Genomic DNA, 23076 nt, shown 5'->3' on the forward strand with positions numbered 1-23076 from the left:
CTGTTGACGTCTAAACTCTTATTGAAAACAAATCTTTATGAAATTTTTTAAATCACTTCTTCTCATTGCCTTTTGCACGATGGTTGCTATTCCAAATACTCAGGCAGAAGGCATCGAAACTACGCTTTTAACTTATAGTCCGCTTTCGGCGCTGCAGTCTGATACGGTTGATACTGCTAAAACGAAAGAAGCGGATCTTCCTCTTGAAGCTGAACGGCTTGTTGATATCAGTACGTCGGAAGGTACTTGGATATCGGTGGATGTGAGTCCTGACGGTCAGCGAATTGCTTTTGATCTGATGGGCGATATCTATACGATGCCTTTTGAAGGCGGAAAAGCTGAGCAGCTTACCGATGGAATGGCCTTCGATGCGCACCCGAGGTATAGCCCCGATGGAGAAAATATCCTCTTTACTTCTGACCGCGACGGATCGGACGAGGTTTGGTACATGAATTTGGAGAACGAAGAGCTTCATCAGGTCACCAAGGGGAAGGATAATCGTTATCCCTCTGCTGAGTGGACCCCGGACGGTGATTATATTATTGCTGCCAAAGGGGGATTGACGAACAAATTATGGATGTATCATAAAGATGGGGGAAGTGGCGTACAGCTTATTGATGAACCGGAGAATCTGCGAACTATTGATCCGGCCGTAAGTCCCGACGGACGTTTTATTTATTATTCGCGGCGGATGGGAGCTTGGAATTATAATGCACAGCTCCCACAGTACCAGGTGGGTATTTATGACCGCGAAAACGGAGAAACGAGTACAATCACATCTCGATATGGCTCGGCATTTACGCCTGTTGTTTCGCCTGATGGCAAATGGTTGGTATATGGATCTCGTTATGAAGATCAAACGGGGCTTGTAATTCGCAACCGCGATAACGGCGATGAGCGCTGGCTGGCATATCCCGTTCAGCGCGATGAGCAGGAGTCACGTGCGACAATGGGCGTTTATCCCGGCATGTCATTTACGCCAGACAGCGAGGAGCTGGTGGCCTATTATGGTGGAAAAATATGGAGAATTCCTGTTGATGGCGGAGAAGCGAAAGAGATTCCGTTTGAAGTGGATACTGAAATTGAGCTTGGTCCGCGTCTGGATTTCGATTATCCCATCAGTGATGACAAAGAGGCGATTGCAACACAAATAAGAGACGCCGAGCCGTCCCCCGACGGAGATCAGCTGACATTTACCGTAATGAATAAGTTGTATGTAATGGACTTTCCCGATGGCACGCCCCGCCGCGTTACGGACATGGATGTTACCGAGGCACATCCAACATGGTCGCCTGACGGCAAATGGATTGCCTTTGCAACCTGGGATGAAGATGAGGGAGGACATCTTTACAGAGTGAGACCCAATGGTCAAGGTCTCCGGAAACTTACCGAGCAAGCGGCTGTTTACGGAAGTCCTGCATGGTCGTACAATAGTGATCGGATTGTTTTCCTGAAAGGTGCCGCAGAAGATTATCACGACGGGCTCGGTCCTGGAGCTTATTTTGGTTCGCTGGATGAAATTTCATGGATACCGGCCGATGGAGGAGAGGCGACGTTGGTTGCCAAGGCCGATGGTCGCTCCAATCCGCATTTTGTTAAAAGTAACGACCGTATTTATCTCAACGATGATAATACGCTGGTTTCTATTCGTTGGGATGGCACCGACGAGAAAGAATATGTAGAGATGACCGGTATTACAACGGCTGGATTTGGGAATCAAAATGGCATGCCGCACCAAGAGCGCATATTGCATCCGGTTTCGGCAAAAGAAAACAATCCTCCAAGCGAAGCTTCGCTGATTACTATGGCTCCGGAAGGGGATCAAGCGCTGGCGCAGATCAATAATGAGATATACGTAGCAACGGTGCCCAAGGTCGGTGAAAAAATCGATATATCGGTTGCAAAACCCGATAATGCGCAGTTTCCTGCACGAAAGCTCACTGAGATCGGTGGACAATTTCCGCACTGGAATACGGACGGACGTAAGGTGCACTGGTCGATTGGAAACGGGCACTTTGTGTATGATCTGGATGAGGCCAAAGCTTTTGAAGACAGTGTAAAAGCGGCTCAAAAAGCAGAAGAAGAGCAAGAGAAAGAAGGTGAAAACAATGAGGAGGAATCCAAAGAAGAAAAAGAAGAGGAAAAGTCTGAAAAGGATGAAGCGGAAACACCTGAAAAATACAGTCCGGAAGAATATGCAATTAAGGTTACTTATGAACAGGATATACCCGAAGGTATCGTACTTCTGCGAGGGGCTCGCATCATTACGATGGATGGAGATGAGGTTATCGAAAAAGGAGATATTCTGATCGAAGATAATCGCATCAAAGAAGTGGGAATGACCGGAACCCTTGATGTACCGTCCGGTGCAGAAAGGATTGATGTATCCGGCAAGACCATTATTCCCGGCTTTGTGGATACCCATGCGCATATGTGGCCAACGTGGGGTATCCACAAGAATGAGATCTGGAATTACTGGGCGAATTTGGCCTATGGTGTGACCACAACCCGAGATCCACAGACCTCTACCACGGATGTTCTTTCATACAGTGATATGGTAAATGCCGGAAAAATGCTTGGACCCCGAGTGTATTCCACAGGGCCGGGACTTGGCTACTGGGCGTATGATATCCGCGATCTGGATCACGCCAAAGATGTAATGAAGCAATACAGTGAGTACTATCATACGAAATATCTTAAGATGTATATTGCTGGAAATCGCCAACAGCGTCAGTGGATTCTGATGGCTGCAAAAGATCAGAAAATACTACCCACGACAGAGGGGGCCCTGGATTGGAAGATTAATTTAAATCAGCTTATCGACGGTTATCCCGGCCATGAGCACAACTTTCCAGTTTATCCGATTTATGATGAAGTAGTGGATGTTGTTGCTGAATCTAAAATGGCTGTAACGCCCACGCTGCTTGTTACCTATGGTGGTCCATGGGCCGAAGAGTGGTTTTATGCCAATGAGGAGCCTTACAAAGATTCCAAACTGTCATTCTTTACGCCTTATGCAGAGCTGGCGTCAAAATCACGGCGACGTGGATTCTGGGCAACCAGAGATGAGCACGCCTTTTACAAGCATGCCGAATTCATGAAAGATCTTGTAAATGCCGGTGGCTGGGGCGGTATTGGAAGTCACGGTCAGCTGGAAGGGCTTGGTTACCACTGGGAGCTTTGGGCCGTACATTCCGGTGGAATGAGTAATCATAATGCTCTGAAAGTGGCGACGATAATTGGAGCAAAGTCGCTGGGACTTGATCAGGATCTGGGATCCATAGAAAAAGGAAAGTTGGCAGATCTGGTTATTTTGGATAAAAACCCGCTGGATGAAATTCGCAATACCAACTCGGTCCGATGGGTAATGAAAAATGGTCGCCTGTACAACGGCGAAACCCTGGACGAAATCTATCCCCGTAAAAGAAAAGCTCCCGAGCGATGGTGGGGTAATGACAAACCCGCGGGAGGTCTGCCCGGTATAAAAGAGTAAATTTAAGAACTGGAAAGTAACCGGTATTTTGAACTGTCAAATATTTGGTAGGCATCACAGTTTATTTAAAACTGAAAAATTATTGAGGTATGGAAACGATTAAAATTCCAACTCCGAGACAGGTTGAGCAGGCGCGAGAAAAACTGGGCGATAAAGTACGGAGAACGCCAGTTTGGCAATGGGACAGTGATGTCAAGGATCAACTGCTGAGTAAAAAAACTAACCTTTTTTTGAAGCTGGAGCTCTTCCAGTATGGCGGTAGCTTTAAACCACGAGGGGCCCTGATGAATATGCTGGATCTCTCTGATGAGCAGTTAGAAAATGGCGTTACGGCCGTTAGTGCAGGGAATCATGCTATTGCTGTTGCTTATGCTGCCAAATCACTTGGCACAACGGCCAAGGTGGTTATGCCCAAAACCGCAAATTCGTTTCGAGTTGAGAAGTGTAAATCCCACGGAGCAACAGTTGAGTTAGTCGATGATGTACATCAGGCTTTCGATCGCGTTAAGGAGATCGAAAATGAAGAAAATCGAGCATTTATCCATCCTTTTGAAGGAGAGCAAACAGCCCTGGGTACTGCAACCGTGGGACTTGAGTTTGCGCACGATGTCCCGGAATTGGACGCTGTAATTGTTCCTATTGGTGGAGGAGGATTATGTGCCGGGATATCAGCAGTCGTTAAACAGATGATTTCTGATTGTAAGGTCTATGGAGTAGAGCCGGTGGGAGCTGATAGCATGAGCAAAAGTCTAAAAGCAGGAGAGCCGGTCGAAATTGATGAAGTTGATACTATCGCCGATAGTCTGGGAGCACCGCATGCCGCTCCTTACAGCTTTGGATTGTGTAAGCGTTTTGTGGATGAAGTTGTTACCATAACCGATTTGAAAATGGCGCAGACGATGCGCATGATGTTTGAGGAACTGAAGCTAGCCGTAGAACCGGCCGGTGCCTCAGCGCTGGCAGCAGCAACAGGTCCCCTTTCCGATGAAGTGATGGATAAAAATGTAGGAATTATCGTCTGTGGTACTAATATTGATACGGAGAGTTTTTACAGCATATTGGAGAAAACGAAATAATATCTTCTCATCCGAATGCTGGGTTTACAGTTGGATGAGTGATGTTGGTATGGTTCTAAATTCTATCAATTTTAAGTATGGTTATTTATGATTGACCTGCGAAGCGATACCGTAACCAAGCCTACCTCCGAAATGCGGAAGGTAATGGCCGAGGCTGAAGTAGGGGATGATGTGTTTGGAGAAGATCCCACCGTAAATGCTCTTGAGGAAAAAATTGCTGAAATGTTTGGCTTTGAAGCGGGATTATTCACGCCCAGCGGCACCATGGCTAATCAATTAAGTATTAACGCATTAACCGGCCAGGCCGATGAAGTGCTCATCGAGGAAACAGGACATATTTTTAATTATGAATCAACAGCCGCTTCGCATCTCTCATCGGTATTGCTTCGACCGTTGAAAGGGGTAAAAGGTAAACTCTCAGCGGAGCTTTTAAAAAATACCATTCGCGGACAAAATGAGTGGGAGCCCCGAACCTCGGTTATTGCGCTCGAAAATTCTACCAACAAGGGAGGAGGGTGCTGTTATTCGGAGCAAGAACTGGCGACAATAAGTTATTTCGCTGACGAAAATAATTTGGCAGTGCATCTTGATGGAGCTCGTATCTGGAACGCTATGACGTCAACTCAAACTGAGCCAACATTTTATAGCCGTATTACCGATACTATGTCGGTTTGTTTCAGCAAGGGACTTGGAGCGCCGGTGGGATCGATGGTACTTTCATCCCAAGAAAATATTACCGAAGCACGGCGCATGAGGAAAATGTGGGGTGGAGGAATGCGGCAGATCGGGATATTAGCTGCTGCAGCTGATTATGCTATTGACCATCATCTGCCAAAGCTAAAGGAAGATCATCGCAGGGCTCGAGAACTGGCGGAAGTCATCAATCAATGTTCCGATCTTTCGATCGATTTGGAATCCGTAGAAACCAACATACTTATTTTTGAGGTCGAAGAAATATCGGCAGAAAAAGCGGTGGAAAAACTTGCTGGAAAGGGCATCAAGGTGGTTCCGTTTGGACCGCAAACGCTTCGTGCGACTTTTCATTTCCAGATTGATGATGAGGATCTGGAACAAGTGAAAACTGTATTCCAAGATATTTTTGGCTGATTATATTTGCCAATTGTTATTGATAGGCCTTTACAAAACCTACTCTTTCGTGTCATTCTGAACTCGTTTCAGAATCCATATATTTTTAACTAGTTTTAAATACAGATTCTGAAATAAATTCAGGATGACATTTTTAGTTTTACAAAGACCTCTATAAAAAGTTATTCCCTTTAGCGTACTTATAATGTCTGAGGAGTAAGAAAAACTACTTAATTTCTTCGTCATTACTATACGATTGCCAGAGCGGATTATCTCGTCCTACAATATTTAAGGTATTAAAGTCGCGAACGCCCAGATGCAGTCTGATATAGGGACTCACTGCCCTTAAAAAGTGCCAGTAAGCACTTTTCTCCATTTCTTTTCGGTACTCTTCCATGAATTGATCCAGTTCTTTTTGTGCCTCAAATGGAGCCTGATAATACTGTGTGGAATTAGGCACGTTATAAGTACCCATGTCAGTAAGTGCTCCGCCCGAGACCGATCGGTTGTACCGCTGGTCAAGCTGGATAGGGTCGTTAGATTGGTCATCTTGGTCAATAGTAACGCTTGATGTATCAGTCTCCTGCGACAAGCCTTGTTTAGATACACCCAGCAGCAGAAACCCGCTGCCCACAACTATAATTAAAAGACGTTTAAAAAATGTTTCCATGTATTGCTTATTCTATTTCACTAACAATAACTAAAATGTGGGCATTTTGTTTTCTTTAGGATGATACTTTTTTGATTGCTGATATTAATACCTCAGCCAGGGTAGATAAATCTTTTTCACTGGTTATAAGCGGTGGCACCAGCCGCATGACATTACCCTGCGTACAATTCGATAACACCCCCTGATGCATCATTTCTTCAACAATCGACCGGCCTTCAATAGAGAGTTCTACCCCAAGCATCAGACCCCGTCCGCGAATATCAACAATTTCGGCAACGTCGGTGCTTAATTCTTTTATTTTTTGCTTAAGAAAATTACCCTTCTTAGCAGCCTGTTTCGTAAGGTTTTCATCGACAACGGTATTTAATGCTGCCAGTGAAGCGGCGCAAGCGAGGGGATTTCCCCCATATGTGCTACCATGGTCCCCATAATTCATCGTTTCAGCAACTTTTGTGGTACAAACCATCGCTCCAATTGGGAAACCTCCGCCCATGGCCTTGGCCATTCCAATGATATCAGGTTCTACCCCGTAATGCTCAAAGCCAAACATCTTGCCGGTTCGGGCAATGCCGGTTTGTACCTCGTCAACAATTAAAAGAGCATTATACTTATCACAAAGCTCTTTGATAGTGTCCATAAATTCCTGCGAAGCCACATGAAGTCCGCCCGAGCCCTGAATGGTTTCAATGACAATTCCAAGCGTGTTGCTATCGAAATTCTGTTTCAAAGCATCTACATTATTCATCGGAATCTCCTGAAAGCCCTGCAAGAGCGGATCATAGCCTTTGGAATATTTATCCATGCCCATAGATATGGTGCCCATTGTACGCCCGTGAAAGGCATTGCTAACGGTCAAAATCGGACCTTTTTTAAGATGAGCCTGGCCGTATTTGCGTGCGGCTTTAAGACAAGCTTCCATTGCTTCGCCGCCGCTGTTACATATAAATCCGTTATCCATACCCGAAATGCTGGAAAGCAATTTTAGCAGTTCAGCCTGTGGTTTGCTGTAATAGAAGTTGGAAATGTGCATAAGCTGTCCAACTTGCTTGCGTACCGCTTCCACCACATTCGGATGACAATGCCCTAGACTATTGACCGCAATACCGGCCAAAGCATCGATATATTTACTGCCTTCGTCATCCCAAACGTGGGCACCTTCGCCTTTTACTAGAGTAATAGGAAATCGATTGTAAACAGGGAGATGATATTTTTCTGTGAGTTGCTGATAATTCATGTATGAAGACTCTTTAAGCTCATAAATCTAATGAAATTGTAACACTGAGGCTATTTTTTCGCAAAACATAAACGGAATAAGTTGATCAATGGTAATAAAAATTTTAAGAAAGTATGAATGTTAAAAAATTGGGTAAGGGGCAATTAAAAATATTTATCATGGTCATTTTTCTTGGGATGGTATTGCCCTTTCCGGCAACAGGCCAAGATGAAGCAACGTCCGATACTTCTTCGCTAAGTCTGAAAGAGGCGTTGAAAGAAAATCGGTATCCATTGCATCTGGCAGATGGTGATCTTAAAGGAGAGGGTGGCGTCTGGCTTAAAAAACAGGCCAGTGAGGCTGCCATTGTAATGCTTGGTGAAATGCATGCTACGCAGGAAATTCCTGCGGTGATGAACGCCCTTATTAGCGATTTGCAGGAGACCGGCGAAGCGGATCACCTTGCGCTTGAAGTGAGTCCGTGGTCGGTAGAGCAGATGACAGATAGCTTATCGGAGGGAAAGAGTGCTTACAACCGGCTCATCGAAGAATATCCATCGGCAATTCCATTTTATAACTTTGAAAATGAGCGGGATTTATTGCATCAGTTCGTACAGAGCAGCGATAAGAAACGACCACTATGGGGACTCGATCAAATTTTTGCCTTTTCAACTGACATGGCTTTTGACCGACTCGTTGAGCTTGCGCCAACCCTTTCGGCTAAAAAAGCCGTTGAGAGTGTTCGTCAACTGGGGAAATCAAAATCAGCCGACGATCCGCGTCTGCAAAAGCTACCACCGGGTATTCCAACGCCTATTACGGTTTATGAGCCGGTTAATTTTGATACTCTACGAAGTCACTTTAAAGGGATACCTGAAGCCCGGCAGATCTTAAGTGAACTGCAGAAAAGCATCAAAATTTATCGTTTGAATGATGAAGACAATTACCGGTCGAATCAGATTCGCGCCCGCTATTTACGGGATAATCTTCGACAGTCTTTCCAACAAGCCGATCGGCCTTCTAATAAAAAACCACAGGTTGTTATTAAGGCTGGGGCATTCCATGCTTATAAAGGGATGACGCCAAACAATGCTCTGGATATTGGAAATCTGTCCGTGTCGTTGGCGCGTGCAATGGGCGGCGAAGCTTTAAATGTTGCTGTGCTTTGTGGACCCGGTTCTCAGAGTAGAAGCTTTCCTGCCCAGACGGTGGATTGTTGGTCAGACCGACTTGGTGAAGATCTTAAGTCGCTATCGAAAGAACAGCCTGTTCTTTTTGACTTAACTGCGTTGCACCCGCTGCTGCATGAGGGGACTGTTACTGTAGGGGAAGAGCTAGGGGATTTTCTCTGGGCTTTTGATGCGGTTGTATTGATACCCAATACCGTACCAGCCAAGCCTGTCGCTTCTCCGGTGAAGCAGTGAAAATTCGGGGTCATTCGAGATGGATAGATATCCATTTATGATTTGAGTTTTAGAAAAAATAGGGCAGGCTGGCAATTTGACATAAAAGATATCCATGATTGGATATTGAACGCTTTATGCAAGCTACTACATTGCCTTCTAATAACTTAGAGCGATTGATAAAAACAAACCGAATTTTTTGCCCATGAACCTGCAGAATGTTGGATAATAGATTTGTCAATAGTACTAAAATGTATAGTATATTTAATTCCATTATACTACTCATCATAAAGATAGGTAATTTACTTAAAATTCACTTTAAGTAGATATATCCCGTGATTTGTGCCCTACTTAAATAATTTAGGTAGCTAAATTCATGTATTAAGGATAAAATGGTGGTAATTCGTATTTTAGTATACTAAATTTATGAAAAACAATGACTTAGGGAATATATAAAATGACATATTAAAGGTAGTTGAAAGCTGTTTGTTTTGCCTAAATAATTTAGGTTCTGGCTAAAAATAGGTGGGGAGACAATTTAGCAGTATGCATTTAAATTATTTTAAATACATGCAGTACAATAATTTATGTAGATGATATAAAAACTACTAGAATGTAAAAGTCCGTTTTTAGGTGTTACGGTTTAAGAAATGCGGTGATTTGTTGATAAAAAAGGCTGCCGATACAAAATCGACAGCCTTTGAAGTCACTTAGAAATTGTTAAGAAAGTTAGTCAATCAGTGACAGCCCGATACGTCCGCGCTCCAAATCAAGTGATACAATTTTGAGTTTCAGGATGTCGCCGACGGCTACGATGTCATGGGGATCTTCGACCTTGCGATCAGCCATATTTGAGATATGCAGCAGCCCGTCTTGCTTCACCCCGATATCCACAAAAGCGCCGAAGTCAACGACGTTCCGAACGGTGCCTTCGAGCACTTGTCCCTCGCTCAAATCTTCCATCTTCATGATGTCATTTCGGAGCACCGGCTTGGGTAATGACTCCCGCGGATCGCGTCCCGGCTTTTGCAGATTTTCGATAATTAATTTGAGCGTCGGCATGCCCACTCCGATCTGCCCGGCGACCTGTTCTTTGTCGACGTTTTTGAGCTTCTCTGAAATAGCTTTGGTCTGGTCGTTCAGTTTTTCAAGATCAATCCCAAAAAGATTACAGAGCTTCTCGGTAGCTTCATAGCTTTCGGGGTGGATAGCGGTATTATCCAGCGGGTTGTCAGATTCGGGAATACGCATAAATCCTGCCGCCTGCTGGAAGCGAAATTCCCCGACCCCCTTAATATCTTTGATTTGCTCCCGGTCTGTGAACTTTCCGGACGTTTCCCGATAGTTTACTATTCGTTTGGCGACTCGTGAGCTTAGACCGGAAATATGGGACAAAAGCGGCGCGCTGGCGGTATTTAGGTTGACTCCGACCTGATTTACGCAGCTTTCGACCACATCATCGAGCGATTGCGCGAGCTGATTCTGATTTACATCATGCTGGTATAATCCCACGCCAATCGACTTCGGATCAATTTTTACGAGCTCGGCCAGCGGATCCTGCACGCGCCGGGCTATTGAGATATTGCCGCGCTGTGCGGCTTCTAACTCCGGGAACTCCTCGGCCGCGGTTTTGGATGCGGAATACACCGAAGCGCCGGCCTCGTTGACAATCATATAGTTGAGTTCTTCATCAGGATGTTTCTCTTTTCGCTTTTGGATGTAGTTCGCTACAATCTGTTCGGTCTCGCGGCTGGCCGTGCCGTTGCCGATGGCAATGAGATTTACTCCGTGCTTGTTAATTAGATTCGTAAAGACCTCTTCTGCTTCCTCTACTTTGTTCTGTGGGGGAGTAGGATAGGTGGTCGTCCCTTCAAGATACTTTCCGGTCTCGTCCACTACAGCCACCTTACAGCCTGTGCGGTAGGCGGGATCGATGCCCATGACCACTTTGTGATCGAGCGGCGGCTGCATCAGCAAATTGGACAGATTGGTGGCAAAAGTTTCGATGGCGTGCTGATCGGCTTTCTCGGTAAGCTGGTTGCGCAGCTCGCGCTCAAGCGAAGGGAACAGCAGGCGCTTGTAGGCGTCTTCGACTGCATCCTGTATGTGCGGGACAAATATGCTCCTATCGTTTTTAATAACCACATCGTCAATATTTTCGAGCGTGATATCATCCCATAACTCTACATTCAAGAATAACACATTTTCGCGCTCTCCGCGGTTGATTGCCAAAATTTGATAGGGTTTCAGATGTTTGGCCTTTTGAGAAAATTCGTAGTAGTCTTCAAAATTGGTTCGCTCTTCCACGGCAGGATTTTTCTCCGTTTTAATTACCGCATGTTCCTGGAAAATATCGCGCAGCTTTTCGCGCACTTCGGCCGACTCGTTAATCCACTCGGCAACAATATCGAGGGCACCGTCCATGGCATCCTCCGCGGATTCGACTTCGTTCTCTTCATTCACAAATTTGGCGGCGTGTTCCATGGGATCACCCTGCTCGATTTCCTGCGCCCAGATAAGTTTGGCCAGCGGCTCGAGTCCTTTTTCCTTGGCCATATCACCCTTGGTGCGGCGCTTGGGTTTATAGGGCAGGTAGAGGTCCTCCAGCGTATTCAGGTCGGTACATGACTTAATCTTTTCCTCGAGCTCGTCGGTTAGTTTATCCTGCTCATCGATGGTTTTGAGGATCGTCTGCTTGCGATCCTCGAGCGTCCGGTGAAATTCCAGCTTGTCGCGCACATTACGGATATCCTCTTCATCGAGTCCGCCGGTCGCCTCCTGACGGTAGCGGGCCAAAAAGGGGACTGTGGCACCGTCATCCAAAAAGTCGGCAACGCTTTTAACCTGCTTGGATTTGAGATTTAATTCTTGGGCTATATTGTTAAAAATCTGTGAATCGGTCATTTGGGAAATTGAAAATTTGAAGTTAGAGGCTAGATGAATTGTGCATATATGGCGCTGTTTTTTATCCAACCTTAAAAAGAGCTTAGTAAAACCTGTGTCACCCTGAATTTATTTCAGGATCTTGAACAGAAGTTATATTAGAAGCTTCTGAAGAACGATTTCTTACAGATGCTGAAACAAGTTCAGCATGACATGGTAGAGCCTTTAAATGTTTCTTAAATACATTGCTATTAGAAGAATATGAGTTCAGGTTAATACTACTTGTTATTCTGGATTCTGAATCCTTAATACAGAATCCTATATTTGGACTGATGAAAATAATCACCCTAAGACTATAAATACACATGAATTTTGATCTGAATTCCGTTCACGATGCAGCGAAAGAAATTGCTAAAAAGGGAGGCGATCATACCCTCAACTATTTTAATAAATCCTTCGATGTGGAGCGTAAATCGGATGATTCTCCGGTGACCGTGGCCGACAGGGAAGCTGAATCAATCATGAGAGATGAGATCAAAAACCGATTTCCCGATCACGGTATCATTGGCGAAGAGCACGGCAACGAAAACGAAGATAGTCCCGTGCAGTGGATTCTCGATCCCATTGACGGAACAAAATCGTTTATCCACGGGGTGCCACTTTATACTACGCTTATTGGCGTGGTAGTCGAAAAGGAGCCGGTCGTTGGTATTATCTATGCGCCGGCGCTGGATGAGTTTTGTGATGCGGCGAAGGACAAAGGCGCGCGGCTTAACGGATCAACTTGCAGCGTGCGTTCGTGTGATGATTTAACCGAAGCCAGTTTTATGAGTACTGATGTATACACGTCGGCCGAATTTGGTTATGGAGATGCCTTTGATGCCTTGATCGATAAAACGCGCATTCACCGCACGTGGGGCGATGCATATGGACACATGCTCGTGGCAACGGGACGTGCTGATCTGATGTTTGATCCCATATTGAGCATCTGGGATGCTGCGCCGCTACTTACTGTTTTGCGCGAGGCAGGAGGCATTTTCTGTGATGCCGATGGCAATGAAACAATTGAATCGGGCAATGGATTTTCCTGTAGCCGCGAACTGTTACCCGAAGTTTTAGAGGTGTTTGAAGCGAATTAGATAAAAATAAAACCCGCAGGGTTTCTTTTCTTGTCAGTCTAAATTTATGATACTGAAAGAAATTCTTTTTGAGAAAACCCTGCGGGTTTGAATAATCAATAAAATTATAAAGGCCGCAACGCGGAGCATTACGACCAGATACTAATAAAACCCTCAGGGTTTAACATAATTTAAATTTGAGTAGTTTTTGAAAGTATAATCTTACTACTAAAAGAAACCCTGAGGGTTTGGTAACGATATAATATTACATCTCCAGAACTACGCGAAACCGCGCTTCATTGTTGATCATCCGATCGTAGGCTTCGTTGGCTTCCTCAAGCGGATAAGTTTCAATGGTCGGCGTGATATCTGTCAGTGCACTAAAATCAAGGGTGTCTTCAGAATCTTTAGCCGTGCCGCTGGGCCAACCAGCGATCGATTTACGTCCCATAATTAGCTGGAACGGACTTACTTCGACCGGTTCTGGCGTGGCCGCTACAATCATCAGCGTACCGTCGGTTCCGAGCCCGTCAATAACAGAAGTAATAGCATTACTGTTGGGAGCCGTTGCAAGTATTACTTTTGCTCCACCAAGTTTTTGCAGTTCCTCGGCCGGATCGGTGTCTTCGGTATCTATAAAATGGTCGGCACCCAGTCCGTACGCTAATTCGCGCTTATCGGTGCTGCGAGAAAGGGCAACCACTTCGCATCCGAATTTATGAGCATATTGTACGGCCAGGTGACCAAGTCCGCCAATGCCCTGAATAGCTACTAAATCACCCGGATTGAGATCACTGTTGCGCAGCGCATTAAATGTGGTAATTCCGGCGCAGAGCAGGGGAGCAGCTTCGGCTGAATCGAGGGAGTCAGGGACAGCTGCCAGCGCATTTTGGGGCGCAGTCATATATTCCGCGTAACCACCGTCAAAGCTCAATCCTGTTACCTGGGCATTTTCACAGTTGATAAAATCACCCTTGCGGCACGCTTCACATTCGTGGCAATGTCCACCATGCCAGCCTACGCCAACGCGCTGACCTTCGCTCCATTCCGAGATATTATCACCCACTGATTCAATAGTTCCAATCACTTCGTGTCCCGGTACGCGCGGATATTCGATGCCCGGCATGGTGCCATCTTTTACAAAGGCATCGCTGTGACAGATACCGCACGCTTGAACTTTTATTAGTACTTCATCTGAAGAAGGAGTGGGAATATCTTTTTCCACGAGTTCAAAATCCGAACCCGGTTCTGATACTTGCATTGCTTTCATTGAGGCCATAGGAAAATATTTTAGTGTTAAACTTTTTGCACATCTGTCTAACAGAAATAAATGACGAATCATTTACGGTTGATGGAACAAATTTAAAAAGCTTCACTTAGATTTATCGGAAAGTGTAAGACTCCTTATATTATTGCGTTACATAATTGTGTGACAAAAAATTAGAAGTGACTTTTAAATACTTAAATTGTTATTGCCCATGCCTGTAATTCGTATTAATTCCCTTCCTCGTGCTCTGTTTTTAGCTGGTTTTGTGGTTCTGATGATGTTGACGATATCTGAAGTAAAGGCGCAGTCGTTTGATCATGAACCTTATCCAAAGTTGGATTTTAACTTCGTAGACTTAGAACTCAATTTAGGCGTTCAACCTCAAAACCTGCGTATTGATGGGGAGGCAAAATATCAGGTTGAGGCTAATATTAGTGGGGCCGATACGCTGACGCTTTATGCTTCTCACATGGATATCAGTAATGTTTTAGTAGACGGAAATGCAGCAGATTTTTCGCTCCAAAATGATTCCCTGTTTATTCTCGTGGATGATTCCGCAGAGGCGGGGTCGCAATTCGAAGTAAATATCCGGTATTCGGGACGTCCGCAATTTGGCGTACTACAAAATCGTAATGAAACGATCTGGAGTTCTCAGCTGCCACGAGCACAACGGCATTGGGTTCCTATTGTAGATCATCCGCAGGTAACGCTTAAAACAACATTTAATATTTCGGTTCCGTCAGGTGTACAGGTTTGGGCTACCGGAACAAAAGCAGAGGAAGAAGTGCTTTCGGTGGATGCCATGCGTTATCAATTTGTATCACAAAAAGAGGTGCCGGCTTCCAGTTTGGCTTTTGCAATCGGAAGTTTTGAGAATGAATCAACCAGATACGGAGAAAAGAAGATTAATTTGGCTGTAGAAAAATCGCTTGGCAGCCAAATCGATCCGCAGGCATTACTACAGAATACACAAGATTACCTGGCATCGGTAGAAGAAAAACTGCAGCGTCAATATCCTTATGAACAGCTGCAGGTTGTGGTGTTGGAAGATCACAACGGAGAGACAAAATCGTGGGGAGCATCGACCATATTTTTGTATAAAAATAGAGGGGACTTGGATACGCAATTGATGCGCGGCATAATAGGCCAGTGGTTTGGAGTAAAGCAGCGTGAGCGACAATGGAGCCAGGCCGATGCCATCACGCTGAGTCAGACGCTGTTGCTCCAGGAGTTGACGTCAGAGAGTAGTACGTTGAGCAGTAAAGATCAGCCGCAAGGGTTCGCCCATTCGTTGTATTCGCAGTTTGGACCGGAACGATGGAATAGCTGGCAAAAAGGTATTGGATCTTGGCAAAATGAATCGGTAAAAGCATTTATGCGGGATTCATTACCTGAGATGCTGGATCTTGGCGGTGTAATAAGTTGGGAAGAATATGCGAATTTTTGGTACGATCATCTTGGCCAGCCGTTATTTAACCGTCCGCAATTTTCTGTTGATGCTAAGGAATCATCATCCCCAAAAGACTCGGTAGCCTATGAGGTTTATTACGAATTCAATGAAGCCGAGGGAACACTTAAACTGCGATTTAAAGCTACCCATGGTTATTTCGGGGAACTTACAACCATAGAAGCCTATGCGATGTATCCCGGGAAAGTTGATACCTCGAAAGTGACCTTTACGGGCAAGGAAGATTCCATCGTGCTGCAGGTACAGCCGACCATTAATACCCTGCGGTTGTCCGCTGAAGATCACCCGACGCTGACACTCGATGAGTTTAAGCCGGCCTCATTTTTGATTAGTGAACTTCGTAACGGAGAGACGGTTGAGGAGCGTGCAAAAGCCGCCCGAAAACTGGGATACCACAGCGATAATCCGGATCTGCAGCTGGCCATTCAGGATTTTATGAAGCAGGATTTGGAGCCCAAAGTAGAGGCGGGACTTCTGCTATCCATGGCAGATATTACGGATGGGGCATCCGGTACTGAGCAGGTATTTTTGGATGCGCTGAAGAGTGATCATCAGGTTATTCGTGAGGCGGGATTAATGGCGCTGCAAAATTATCCTCAGAACAGTACGGTTGTGAATACGGTACAGGCGGTGGCACAACGAGCTGATGAACTCTCAATGTTCAAAAAAGCTACGCAAGTGTTGACATCTGTGATGGCCGAGGAATCATTCAGTGGATTTGTAGAATCTGTCGTTCAGTCGGACTCGGTGGGAATGCGATCAATTTTTGCTGTTCAGGAGCTGGCCAATATGGGGCAAATCGAAGATGCTGTGGAACAGGCCAATCTGTTTACGGATCAGGAATATGCATACCCCATTCGAAGTCGGGCATATCAGCTTCTTATTCAGCATGATCGTGCTGCGGCCAATTGGCTCGGTCGCGCCGAAGAATTGACTCAAATTGCTGATCCCCGTATTCGGTTCTTGGTTCTACGGGGCATGGAGCAGAATATAAATGATGAAATACGAGCGTTTCTTAAGGATTACAGGCAGGATGAATACGATGCTCGCGTTTATCGAAAAATTGAGGAGCTTCTTTAGTGGGATAGGTTATCTAAAATTCTCAGGGTTTTTCAGATGAAGGATGAAAGATTACATATCTCTACTATAGCCTATTTATATACCTAAACCCTGAGGATTTCAATCACCAAAGAATTTTGGTAACCATTTTTTTAACGCTGCTTTTAGGTACGAAAATCTTGGGGGTTTTAACAAAAGTTTATTTATATCCGGTGACAATACTCATCACCGCCACGGAAAGGATATTATTACGAGAGCTACGGAACAAGATAGAGGACGCTTAAGCCATCTTCCCAATACTCACTTCTCATATCTCATTACCCAAACCTACCCCTGCCGAACCCACTTCATGAGTTCTTTCCAGTTGGTACTCTTACCATAACTGAGAATGCCCACACTGTAGATTTTAGCACTTAGCCACATCGTGCCCATGAAGGTACCGATCATCAACAAAATTGAGAGCGATATTTGCCAAAATGGGACATCAGTGATGGCGATGCGTGTAATCATCACGATGGGGGTGCAGAACGGAATCAGTGAGCCAATAACTGAAAGCGTGCCATCGGGATTATTCATCGTTTGGAACATAATAATATAGGCCACAAAAATAGGAACCATAACAGGAAACATATACTGCTGGGTGTCGGCTTCAGAATCTACGGCTGAGCCAATTGCTGCAAAAATGGAAGCGTAAATGAGGTATCCGAGGATAAAAAAGATAGCAAAGTAGATAATCAGCGAAGTGTCAATAGTGGGAATCGAAAATACTTCGGGATCAATACCTTGTGAGCCTTGTGCTGCTTGGGCAGTCTCGGGCATATTTGACATCTGTTCACTAAGAAATATTCCGGCTAATGGTCCCGCTGCCGCGGCAAGTCCCAAAAGGGAAGCGACCCAAAAGGTCATTTGGGTGAGAGCCAAAGCTCCTATACCGGCTAATTTTCCAAAAAGTAGCTCGATAGGTTTTACTGATGATGCAATAACTTCAATAATACGATTGGTTTTCTCCTCGATTACGCTTCGGGTAATCAGACCGCCGTATCCCGAAATAGCACCAAAAATAATAGCTCCCATAATAAAACCCACAATAGTTAAAAAGCCTGTATCGTCTTCGGTTTCTTCGCCTGTTTCGGTGAGTTTAGTCGTCGTCAGGGAAATATCACTCTCATAAATCTTTTGAACATCTTCCGATACATTGGCCCGAGCAAGCCGCTCATTGCGGATAACTTCGCGTAAATCAGTACGCAGGGTATTTTGTAGTTTGAGTCCGCCACTGCCGCTGGATACAAATTCCGGATTTTTCTGTCCTTCAATATGCGATTCTTCAAGAACGATAAACCCATCTATTTCTTCGCGTTGGACTAATGACTGTAATGAATCTTCGGCAAGATCGGATAAGTCTTTATAGCGATCGGGAGCTATTTCTTGCAGCCGGGGATACAAAACCTCTGTTCGGTCGGCTATGCCGATAGTCTGTTCGGTATCGGAATCCCATAAGGAAATACCTATTACAATGCCAAAAAAGACAACCATTCCCAGTGGAATTAAAACCGTTGCAAGAATAAAGGCTTTAGAACGGATGCGGGTCATGTATTCCCGCTTGAGCACAAGTAGAATTTGTCGCAGACTCATGGTGAATAATTTACGCTAATTCGTTGGGATTAATATTGTCTTCGCCGACGGTGGAGATAAAGATTTCGGTAAGAGAGGGTTCTACGCGCTCAAATTTATAAATTTCGGCGTGATTCATGGCTTTCTTGAGGATCTCCTGCATGGATTGCCCGTTAAGCACACGAATTTCGGCGTAATTTGCTGATCGATTGTTGATGCGCACATCCTGTAGATCATCCAGAAAAGCATCGTTCCCTTCAAACTCTATGTTGACGGTGTTTTTGCCATAACGCTGTTTTATCTCGCGCAGATTTCCCTTAAGTACGGCTTTGCCATTATTAAAGAGGCAGATATCATCACACATCTGCTCAACTTGTTCCATGCGGTGCGTCGAAAATAAAATGGTATTCCCGTTGTCGCGTAGTTCGATGACGATCTCTTTTAGCATTTCGCTGTTGATGGGATCAAGGCCGCTGAACGGTTCATCAAAGATATAGATGTCGGGATTATGTGCAATGGTAGCGATGAACTGAATTTTTTGAGACATCCCTTTAGAGAGCTCACCGACCTTTTTATCGAACCAGTCGGCCGCTTCAAATCGATCGAGCCAGTAGCGGATTTTTGTTTTGGCCTCCTCGTGCGATAGTCCCTTGAGTTGTGCCAGGTAGATGAGCTGTTCTCCTACTTTCATTTTTTTGTACAGTCCACGCTCTTCGGGCATGTAGCCGATCATGCTTTGCGTCTTTGAGCTTACGGGATAGCCGCTAATAGTTACCGTACCACTGTCGGCTATAAGGATGTGGTTTATAATGCGAATTGCTGTTGTTTTGCCGGCGCCATTTGGACCGAGTAACCCAAAAATGCGTCCCTTTGGAATTTCAAAACTCACATTATCAACGGCTTGTGTATCTCCAAAAGATTTAGAAATATTGCTTACTTCAATTACAGCCATATGTGTGATTGATGATTATTTTTCACTGAAAGTAGGATAAAATTATAGATAAAGAAAGATTTTGATTGAAGCATAAAGTTTTGATTATTTCAACATGATCAAACTGCGGTAAAATACTGCTCTGCAAAGAATCTTACAGCTTATTTTAACTCTATTTCAAAAATGAAAGTATTTCATCTAAGTGCCGAATGTTATCCCGTTGCAAAAGTAGGTGGATTAGCAGATGTGGTTGGGGCATTGCCAAAATATCTCAATAATGAATTGGCCGAGGCTTCGGTAGTGATGCCCAAATATGCCAATGAATGGATGGAGAATCACACTTTTGAGACCGTGCTACAGGGTAGTGCACCGCTGGGAGATTGGCATTTTGATTTCTCGATCGAGCGAGAGACGGAAAATACGCTTGGATTTCCGTTGTATGTAGTCGACATTCCCGGTCGGTTCGATCGTCGCGGCATTTATACCGATGCCGATACGGGCAATAGCTACTGGGATGATTTTGAGCGTTTTGCCAGTTTCCAAATTGCTGTGTTAGACTGGTTTAACAGGATGAAGAAAAAGCCCCATCTGTTGCATTGCCACGATCACCATACCGGGCTGGTGCCCTTTATGCTCACCGAGTGTTATCGTTATGATGATCTTAAACATATTCCCACTGTATTGACGGTACATAACGCGGAATATCATGGAGAGTTTGACCGGGGAAAGGGATATATGTTACCTGACTTCGACGAGCGCAATTTTGGTCTGCTCGATTGGGATGGGAAATTAAACTGCCTTGCAGCGGGACTTAAAACCTGTTGGCAGATCACAACCGTTTCCGAATCGTATATGAAAGAGCTGTCGTATAACAGTAACGGTTTGGAATTGCTGTTTCAAAATGAGCAGCAGAAGTCACGAGGTATTATCAACGGTATCGATACCAGTGTATGGGATCCGGATAACGACCCGATGATTGCCCATTCATACAATAAGCGCAAGACCGCTGACGGTAAACGGAAAAACAAGAAGGTGCTCTGCGAAAAGTTCGGACTGGATCCTCAATATCCGACTATATCATTTATTGGTCGGCTTGTTCATGAAAAGGGAGCCGATCTGTTACCCGATCTTTTCCGTTCATTTTTAGAGTCCGAGCAGTCGGTAAATTTCATTGTTTTGGGAACCGGTAATCGGGAGTTGCACCACCAATTTGAGTCGATGAGTAATCGTTTTATCGGTTATTTTGATGCGACGTTGGATTATAACGAGTCGCTAGCCCATCAGATTTATGCAGGCAGCGACTTTATGATTATGCCGTCGCGCGTGGAACCCTGTGGGCTTAATCAGATGTATTGCATGCGCTATGGAACTGTACCTATTGTACGAAATGTTGGAGGATTAAAAGATACCGTTATAGATATCAGCAGAGATGACGGTTATGGATTTACCTTCAACGATTTTACCTTTCATGCAGCGCATGATGCTGTGCAAAGGGCCATAGATTTATTCAAAGACGGCCGAAAAATGGCAGGCATTCGTAAAAGAATTATGAATTTGGATTTTTCTTGGAATGCTTCGTCTAAAGAATATATTAAAATGTATAATGAACTAATCGAATAATAGGTAACTAACTAACAGAAATCATACTTATGCGTAGAAAAGTAATTGCGGTAATATTAGGCGGTGGACAGGGTACGCGATTATATCCATTAACTAAATTGCGATCGAAACCTGCGGTACCTATTGCGGGAAAATATCGCTTGGTGGATATACCTATTTCAAACTGTATTAACTCAGGGCTACGACGTATTTATGTTCTTACCCAGTTTAATTCTGCGTCACTAAATCGCCATATCAAAAACACGTATAATTTTGACGTTTTTAGTCGTGGCTTTGTAGATATATTGGCTGCGGAGCAAACTCCGGACAGTAAAAATTGGTACCAGGGCACAGCCGATGCGGTACGCCAGTCAATCCATCATATGGAGAATCACAGCCATGAGCACGTTCTTATTTTATCCGGTGATCAGCTCTACCAGATGGATTACCGCAAGATGATGAAAAGGCACGAGGATAACGATGCAGATATTACCATTGGTACTATTCCCGTAGTGGCTGAGGATGCTACCGGTTTTGGTATTATGAAGACAAATCAAGAAGGATTTATCGAAAGCTTTGTTGAGAAGCCTGATTTTGATGAGCTCGAAAAATGGAAATCCGATACTCCGGACAAATTCAAAAAAGAAGGAAAAGAATATTTGGCTTCCATGGGGATTTATATCTTTAAAAAGGATGTCCTCAATGAATTATTTGAAGAGTATGATGAAGCCACTGATTTTGGAAAAGAAATAATACCCGAAGCCATTGATACTGATTACAAAGTTCAAAGCTATGAGTTTGATGGCTATTGGACCGACATCGGGACGATAAAATCATTTTTTGACGCGAACTTGGCCTTAACAGATGACCTTCCCCAGTTTAATCTCTTTGACAATGAGGACTTTATCTATACCCATGCCCGGATGCTGCCTGCATCTAAATTGTCGGGTACCACTTTTGATCATTCGGTAATGGCCGAAGGGTGTATTGTAGAAGCCAGCCGTATTGAGCGATCGGTTATTGGAATTCGATCACGAATAGGAAAGGGTACCACTGTCGAACACTCTATTGTCATGGGGAATGATTTTTTCCAATCTCAGGAAGAGATACAGGATAGTAGTGAGAAAAATCCACCTATGGGAATTGGCCAGCGTTGTTTCATCAGCAATGCTATTATCGATAAAGACGTTAAAATTGGAGATGATGTACGTATTGCCGGCGGCGATCATCTCGAAGATGGGGAGTATGAAAACTATCATGTTGTTGATGGCATCGTGATTGTACCTAAGGGAGAAGTTATCGAAGATGGAACAAAGATTTAATAGTCTCGAGATATAATTAGTGAGTATTGAGGAGGCTTTTACTCAATACTTTTTCTTGAATCTGATAATCTCACCTCGGTCCGCAGTCTCGCTGCGGATCGTTGTAATTTTACGAGTCATCTAAATCCATGTACGATGATCTAATAACTTTACAACTTTCGCAGGTATCGTTTTATCTGTTTATGTTTGTATCCCGAAAGGGGTCGAAGTGCTTCCCAAAGTTGAAGTACTTTTTTGTCAAGAGATGAATACTGGGTAACTGTGGAGTAGTTCTGGTAAAATATGCTATCGGGATACCGTTCAGAGTCGTTCATTAGCCCTAAAATTTGTGTTATTTCCTCTCTGATTACGTGATTTCTGCGCTCTTGGCTCTGATCAATATTAATTAAAATCTTTCCTTTAGTAACGTGTTTTTCTTTGGGGGTCCACTGAATAGAGAAATAACCGCTGTTATTGTGGGCATAATCGGGAGCATTTTTCTCAAATCCTTTCTTATCGGTAAAATAGATCGAGATATTAGCCTGCTCGTTTACAAGGTGAAGGTTGGTGAATGATAATATATTGTTGAGTTCACTAACAACGCCGGCAATTTCCATAGAATCAGCAGTTGTAAAATCACCCAAAAGCTTAATTCTAATTGGTTTATTCCAGGTAACCAGGCCATCACCGCCTTTGTATTCTGAGCCAAATGCAATTTCCAGGAAGTAATCAGTGAGCTCATCAGTGATCACCAGGTTTTTACTTTTAATATTTTTCTCTGTCTGCCTGCTTAGAGAGGAGGGGATTTGAGTACTTGCACAGGATATCCCAATGAGAAAAATAAATATAAATATGCCTGCTAAGCTTAGGGCCGGCTTTGGGATTGCTGTCATGATAG

15 protein-coding genes are annotated in these 23076 nt (G+C 44.3%); 8 read left to right on the forward strand and 7 right to left on the reverse strand.

Going from position 1 to position 23076, the window contains the following annotated elements; all coding sequences use genetic code 11:
• The first annotated feature begins 37 nt into the window (after positions 1-37).
• The 3 genes from U5J89_RS10435 to U5J89_RS10445 all read left to right on the forward strand — a co-directional run bounded on the left by U5J89_RS10435 (position 38) and on the right by U5J89_RS10445 (position 5676).
• Positions 38-3493 carry an amidohydrolase family protein gene (locus tag U5J89_RS10435; protein WP_322575568.1) on the forward strand — a complete coding sequence of 1152 codons (3456 nt, stop codon included), beginning with the start codon at positions 38-40 and terminating at the stop codon, positions 3491-3493.
• Positions 3494-3582: 89 nt separating this feature from the next.
• The gene (locus U5J89_RS10440) at positions 3583-4569 is read left to right on the forward strand and encodes a threonine/serine dehydratase (protein WP_322575569.1); all 987 of its coding nucleotides are present in this window, start codon (positions 3583-3585) and stop codon (positions 4567-4569) included.
• 87 nt (positions 4570-4656) lie between these two features.
• Positions 4657-5676, forward strand: a complete 1020-nt coding sequence (locus U5J89_RS10445; protein ID WP_322575570.1) for a GntG family PLP-dependent aldolase — start codon at positions 4657-4659, stop codon at positions 5674-5676.
• Positions 5677-5881: 205 nt separating this feature from the next.
• Here the strand turns inward: U5J89_RS10445 and U5J89_RS10450 are convergent, their stop codons facing one another.
• Positions 5882-6325, reverse strand: a complete 444-nt coding sequence (locus U5J89_RS10450) for a hypothetical protein (RefSeq protein ID WP_322575571.1) — start codon at positions 6323-6325, stop codon at positions 5882-5884.
• Between the two features lie 55 nt (positions 6326-6380).
• Complete coding sequence (locus U5J89_RS10455) at positions 6381-7559, reverse strand: aspartate aminotransferase family protein (RefSeq protein WP_322575572.1); 1179 nt, start codon at positions 7557-7559, stop codon at positions 6381-6383.
• Between the two features lie 113 nt (positions 7560-7672).
• On the opposite strand from U5J89_RS10455, the gene U5J89_RS10460 reads away from it, so the two are divergent.
• Complete coding sequence (locus U5J89_RS10460; protein ID WP_322575573.1) at positions 7673-8962, forward strand: ChaN family lipoprotein; 1290 nt, start codon at positions 7673-7675, stop codon at positions 8960-8962.
• Between the two features lie 708 nt (positions 8963-9670).
• On the opposite strand, the gene U5J89_RS10465 is transcribed toward U5J89_RS10460, so the two are convergent.
• Positions 9671-11845, reverse strand: a complete 2175-nt coding sequence (locus U5J89_RS10465; protein WP_322575574.1) for a Tex family protein — start codon at positions 11843-11845, stop codon at positions 9671-9673.
• Positions 11846-12189: 344 nt separating this feature from the next.
• Here U5J89_RS10465 and U5J89_RS10470 point away from each other — a divergent pair, with 344 nt between their 5' ends.
• A complete protein-coding gene (locus U5J89_RS10470; protein ID WP_322575575.1) occupies positions 12190-12963 on the forward strand; it encodes an inositol monophosphatase family protein in 774 nt (257 codons plus the stop codon).
• A 244-nt stretch (positions 12964-13207) separates the two neighbouring features.
• On the opposite strand, the gene U5J89_RS10475 is transcribed toward U5J89_RS10470, so the two are convergent.
• Positions 13208-14212, reverse strand: a complete 1005-nt coding sequence (locus tag U5J89_RS10475; protein ID WP_416208521.1) for an alcohol dehydrogenase — start codon at positions 14210-14212, stop codon at positions 13208-13210.
• Between the two features lie 208 nt (positions 14213-14420).
• Here U5J89_RS10475 and U5J89_RS10480 point away from each other — a divergent pair, with 208 nt between their 5' ends.
• Entirely contained in the window at positions 14421-16757 is a 2337-nt protein-coding gene (locus tag U5J89_RS10480) for a hypothetical protein (RefSeq protein ID WP_322575577.1), read from the forward strand.
• 306 nt (positions 16758-17063) lie between these two features.
• On the opposite strand, the gene U5J89_RS10485 is transcribed toward U5J89_RS10480, so the two are convergent.
• Both U5J89_RS10485 and U5J89_RS10490 read right to left on the reverse strand, forming a co-directional pair.
• Entirely contained in the window at positions 17064-18368 is a 1305-nt protein-coding gene (locus tag U5J89_RS10485; RefSeq protein WP_322575578.1) for an ABC transporter permease, read from the reverse strand.
• Between the two features lie 10 nt (positions 18369-18378).
• Entirely contained in the window at positions 18379-19299 is a 921-nt protein-coding gene (locus tag U5J89_RS10490) for an ABC transporter ATP-binding protein (RefSeq protein ID WP_322575579.1), read from the reverse strand.
• Positions 19300-19461: 162 nt separating this feature from the next.
• Between U5J89_RS10490 and U5J89_RS10495 the strand changes: the two genes are divergently transcribed.
• The gene (locus U5J89_RS10495; RefSeq protein ID WP_322575580.1) at positions 19462-20898 is read left to right on the forward strand and encodes a glycogen/starch synthase; all 1437 of its coding nucleotides are present in this window, start codon (positions 19462-19464) and stop codon (positions 20896-20898) included.
• A 29-nt stretch (positions 20899-20927) separates the two neighbouring features.
• On the forward strand, positions 20928-22199 hold the full coding sequence (locus U5J89_RS10500) for a glucose-1-phosphate adenylyltransferase (RefSeq protein ID WP_322575581.1): 1272 nt from the start codon (positions 20928-20930) through the stop codon (positions 22197-22199).
• A 149-nt stretch (positions 22200-22348) separates the two neighbouring features.
• Here U5J89_RS10500 and U5J89_RS10505 read toward each other — a convergent pair whose 3' ends face one another.
• On the reverse strand, positions 22349-23071 hold the full coding sequence (locus U5J89_RS10505; RefSeq protein ID WP_322575582.1) for a DUF2927 domain-containing protein: 723 nt from the start codon (positions 23069-23071) through the stop codon (positions 22349-22351).
• Positions 23072-23076 lie beyond the last annotated feature (5 nt).

Origin of the sequence: Fodinibius sp. (genome assembly GCF_034521915.1) — a bacterium.
In the GTDB taxonomy this organism is placed as follows: Bacteria; Bacteroidota; Rhodothermia; order Balneolales; family Balneolaceae; genus Fodinibius.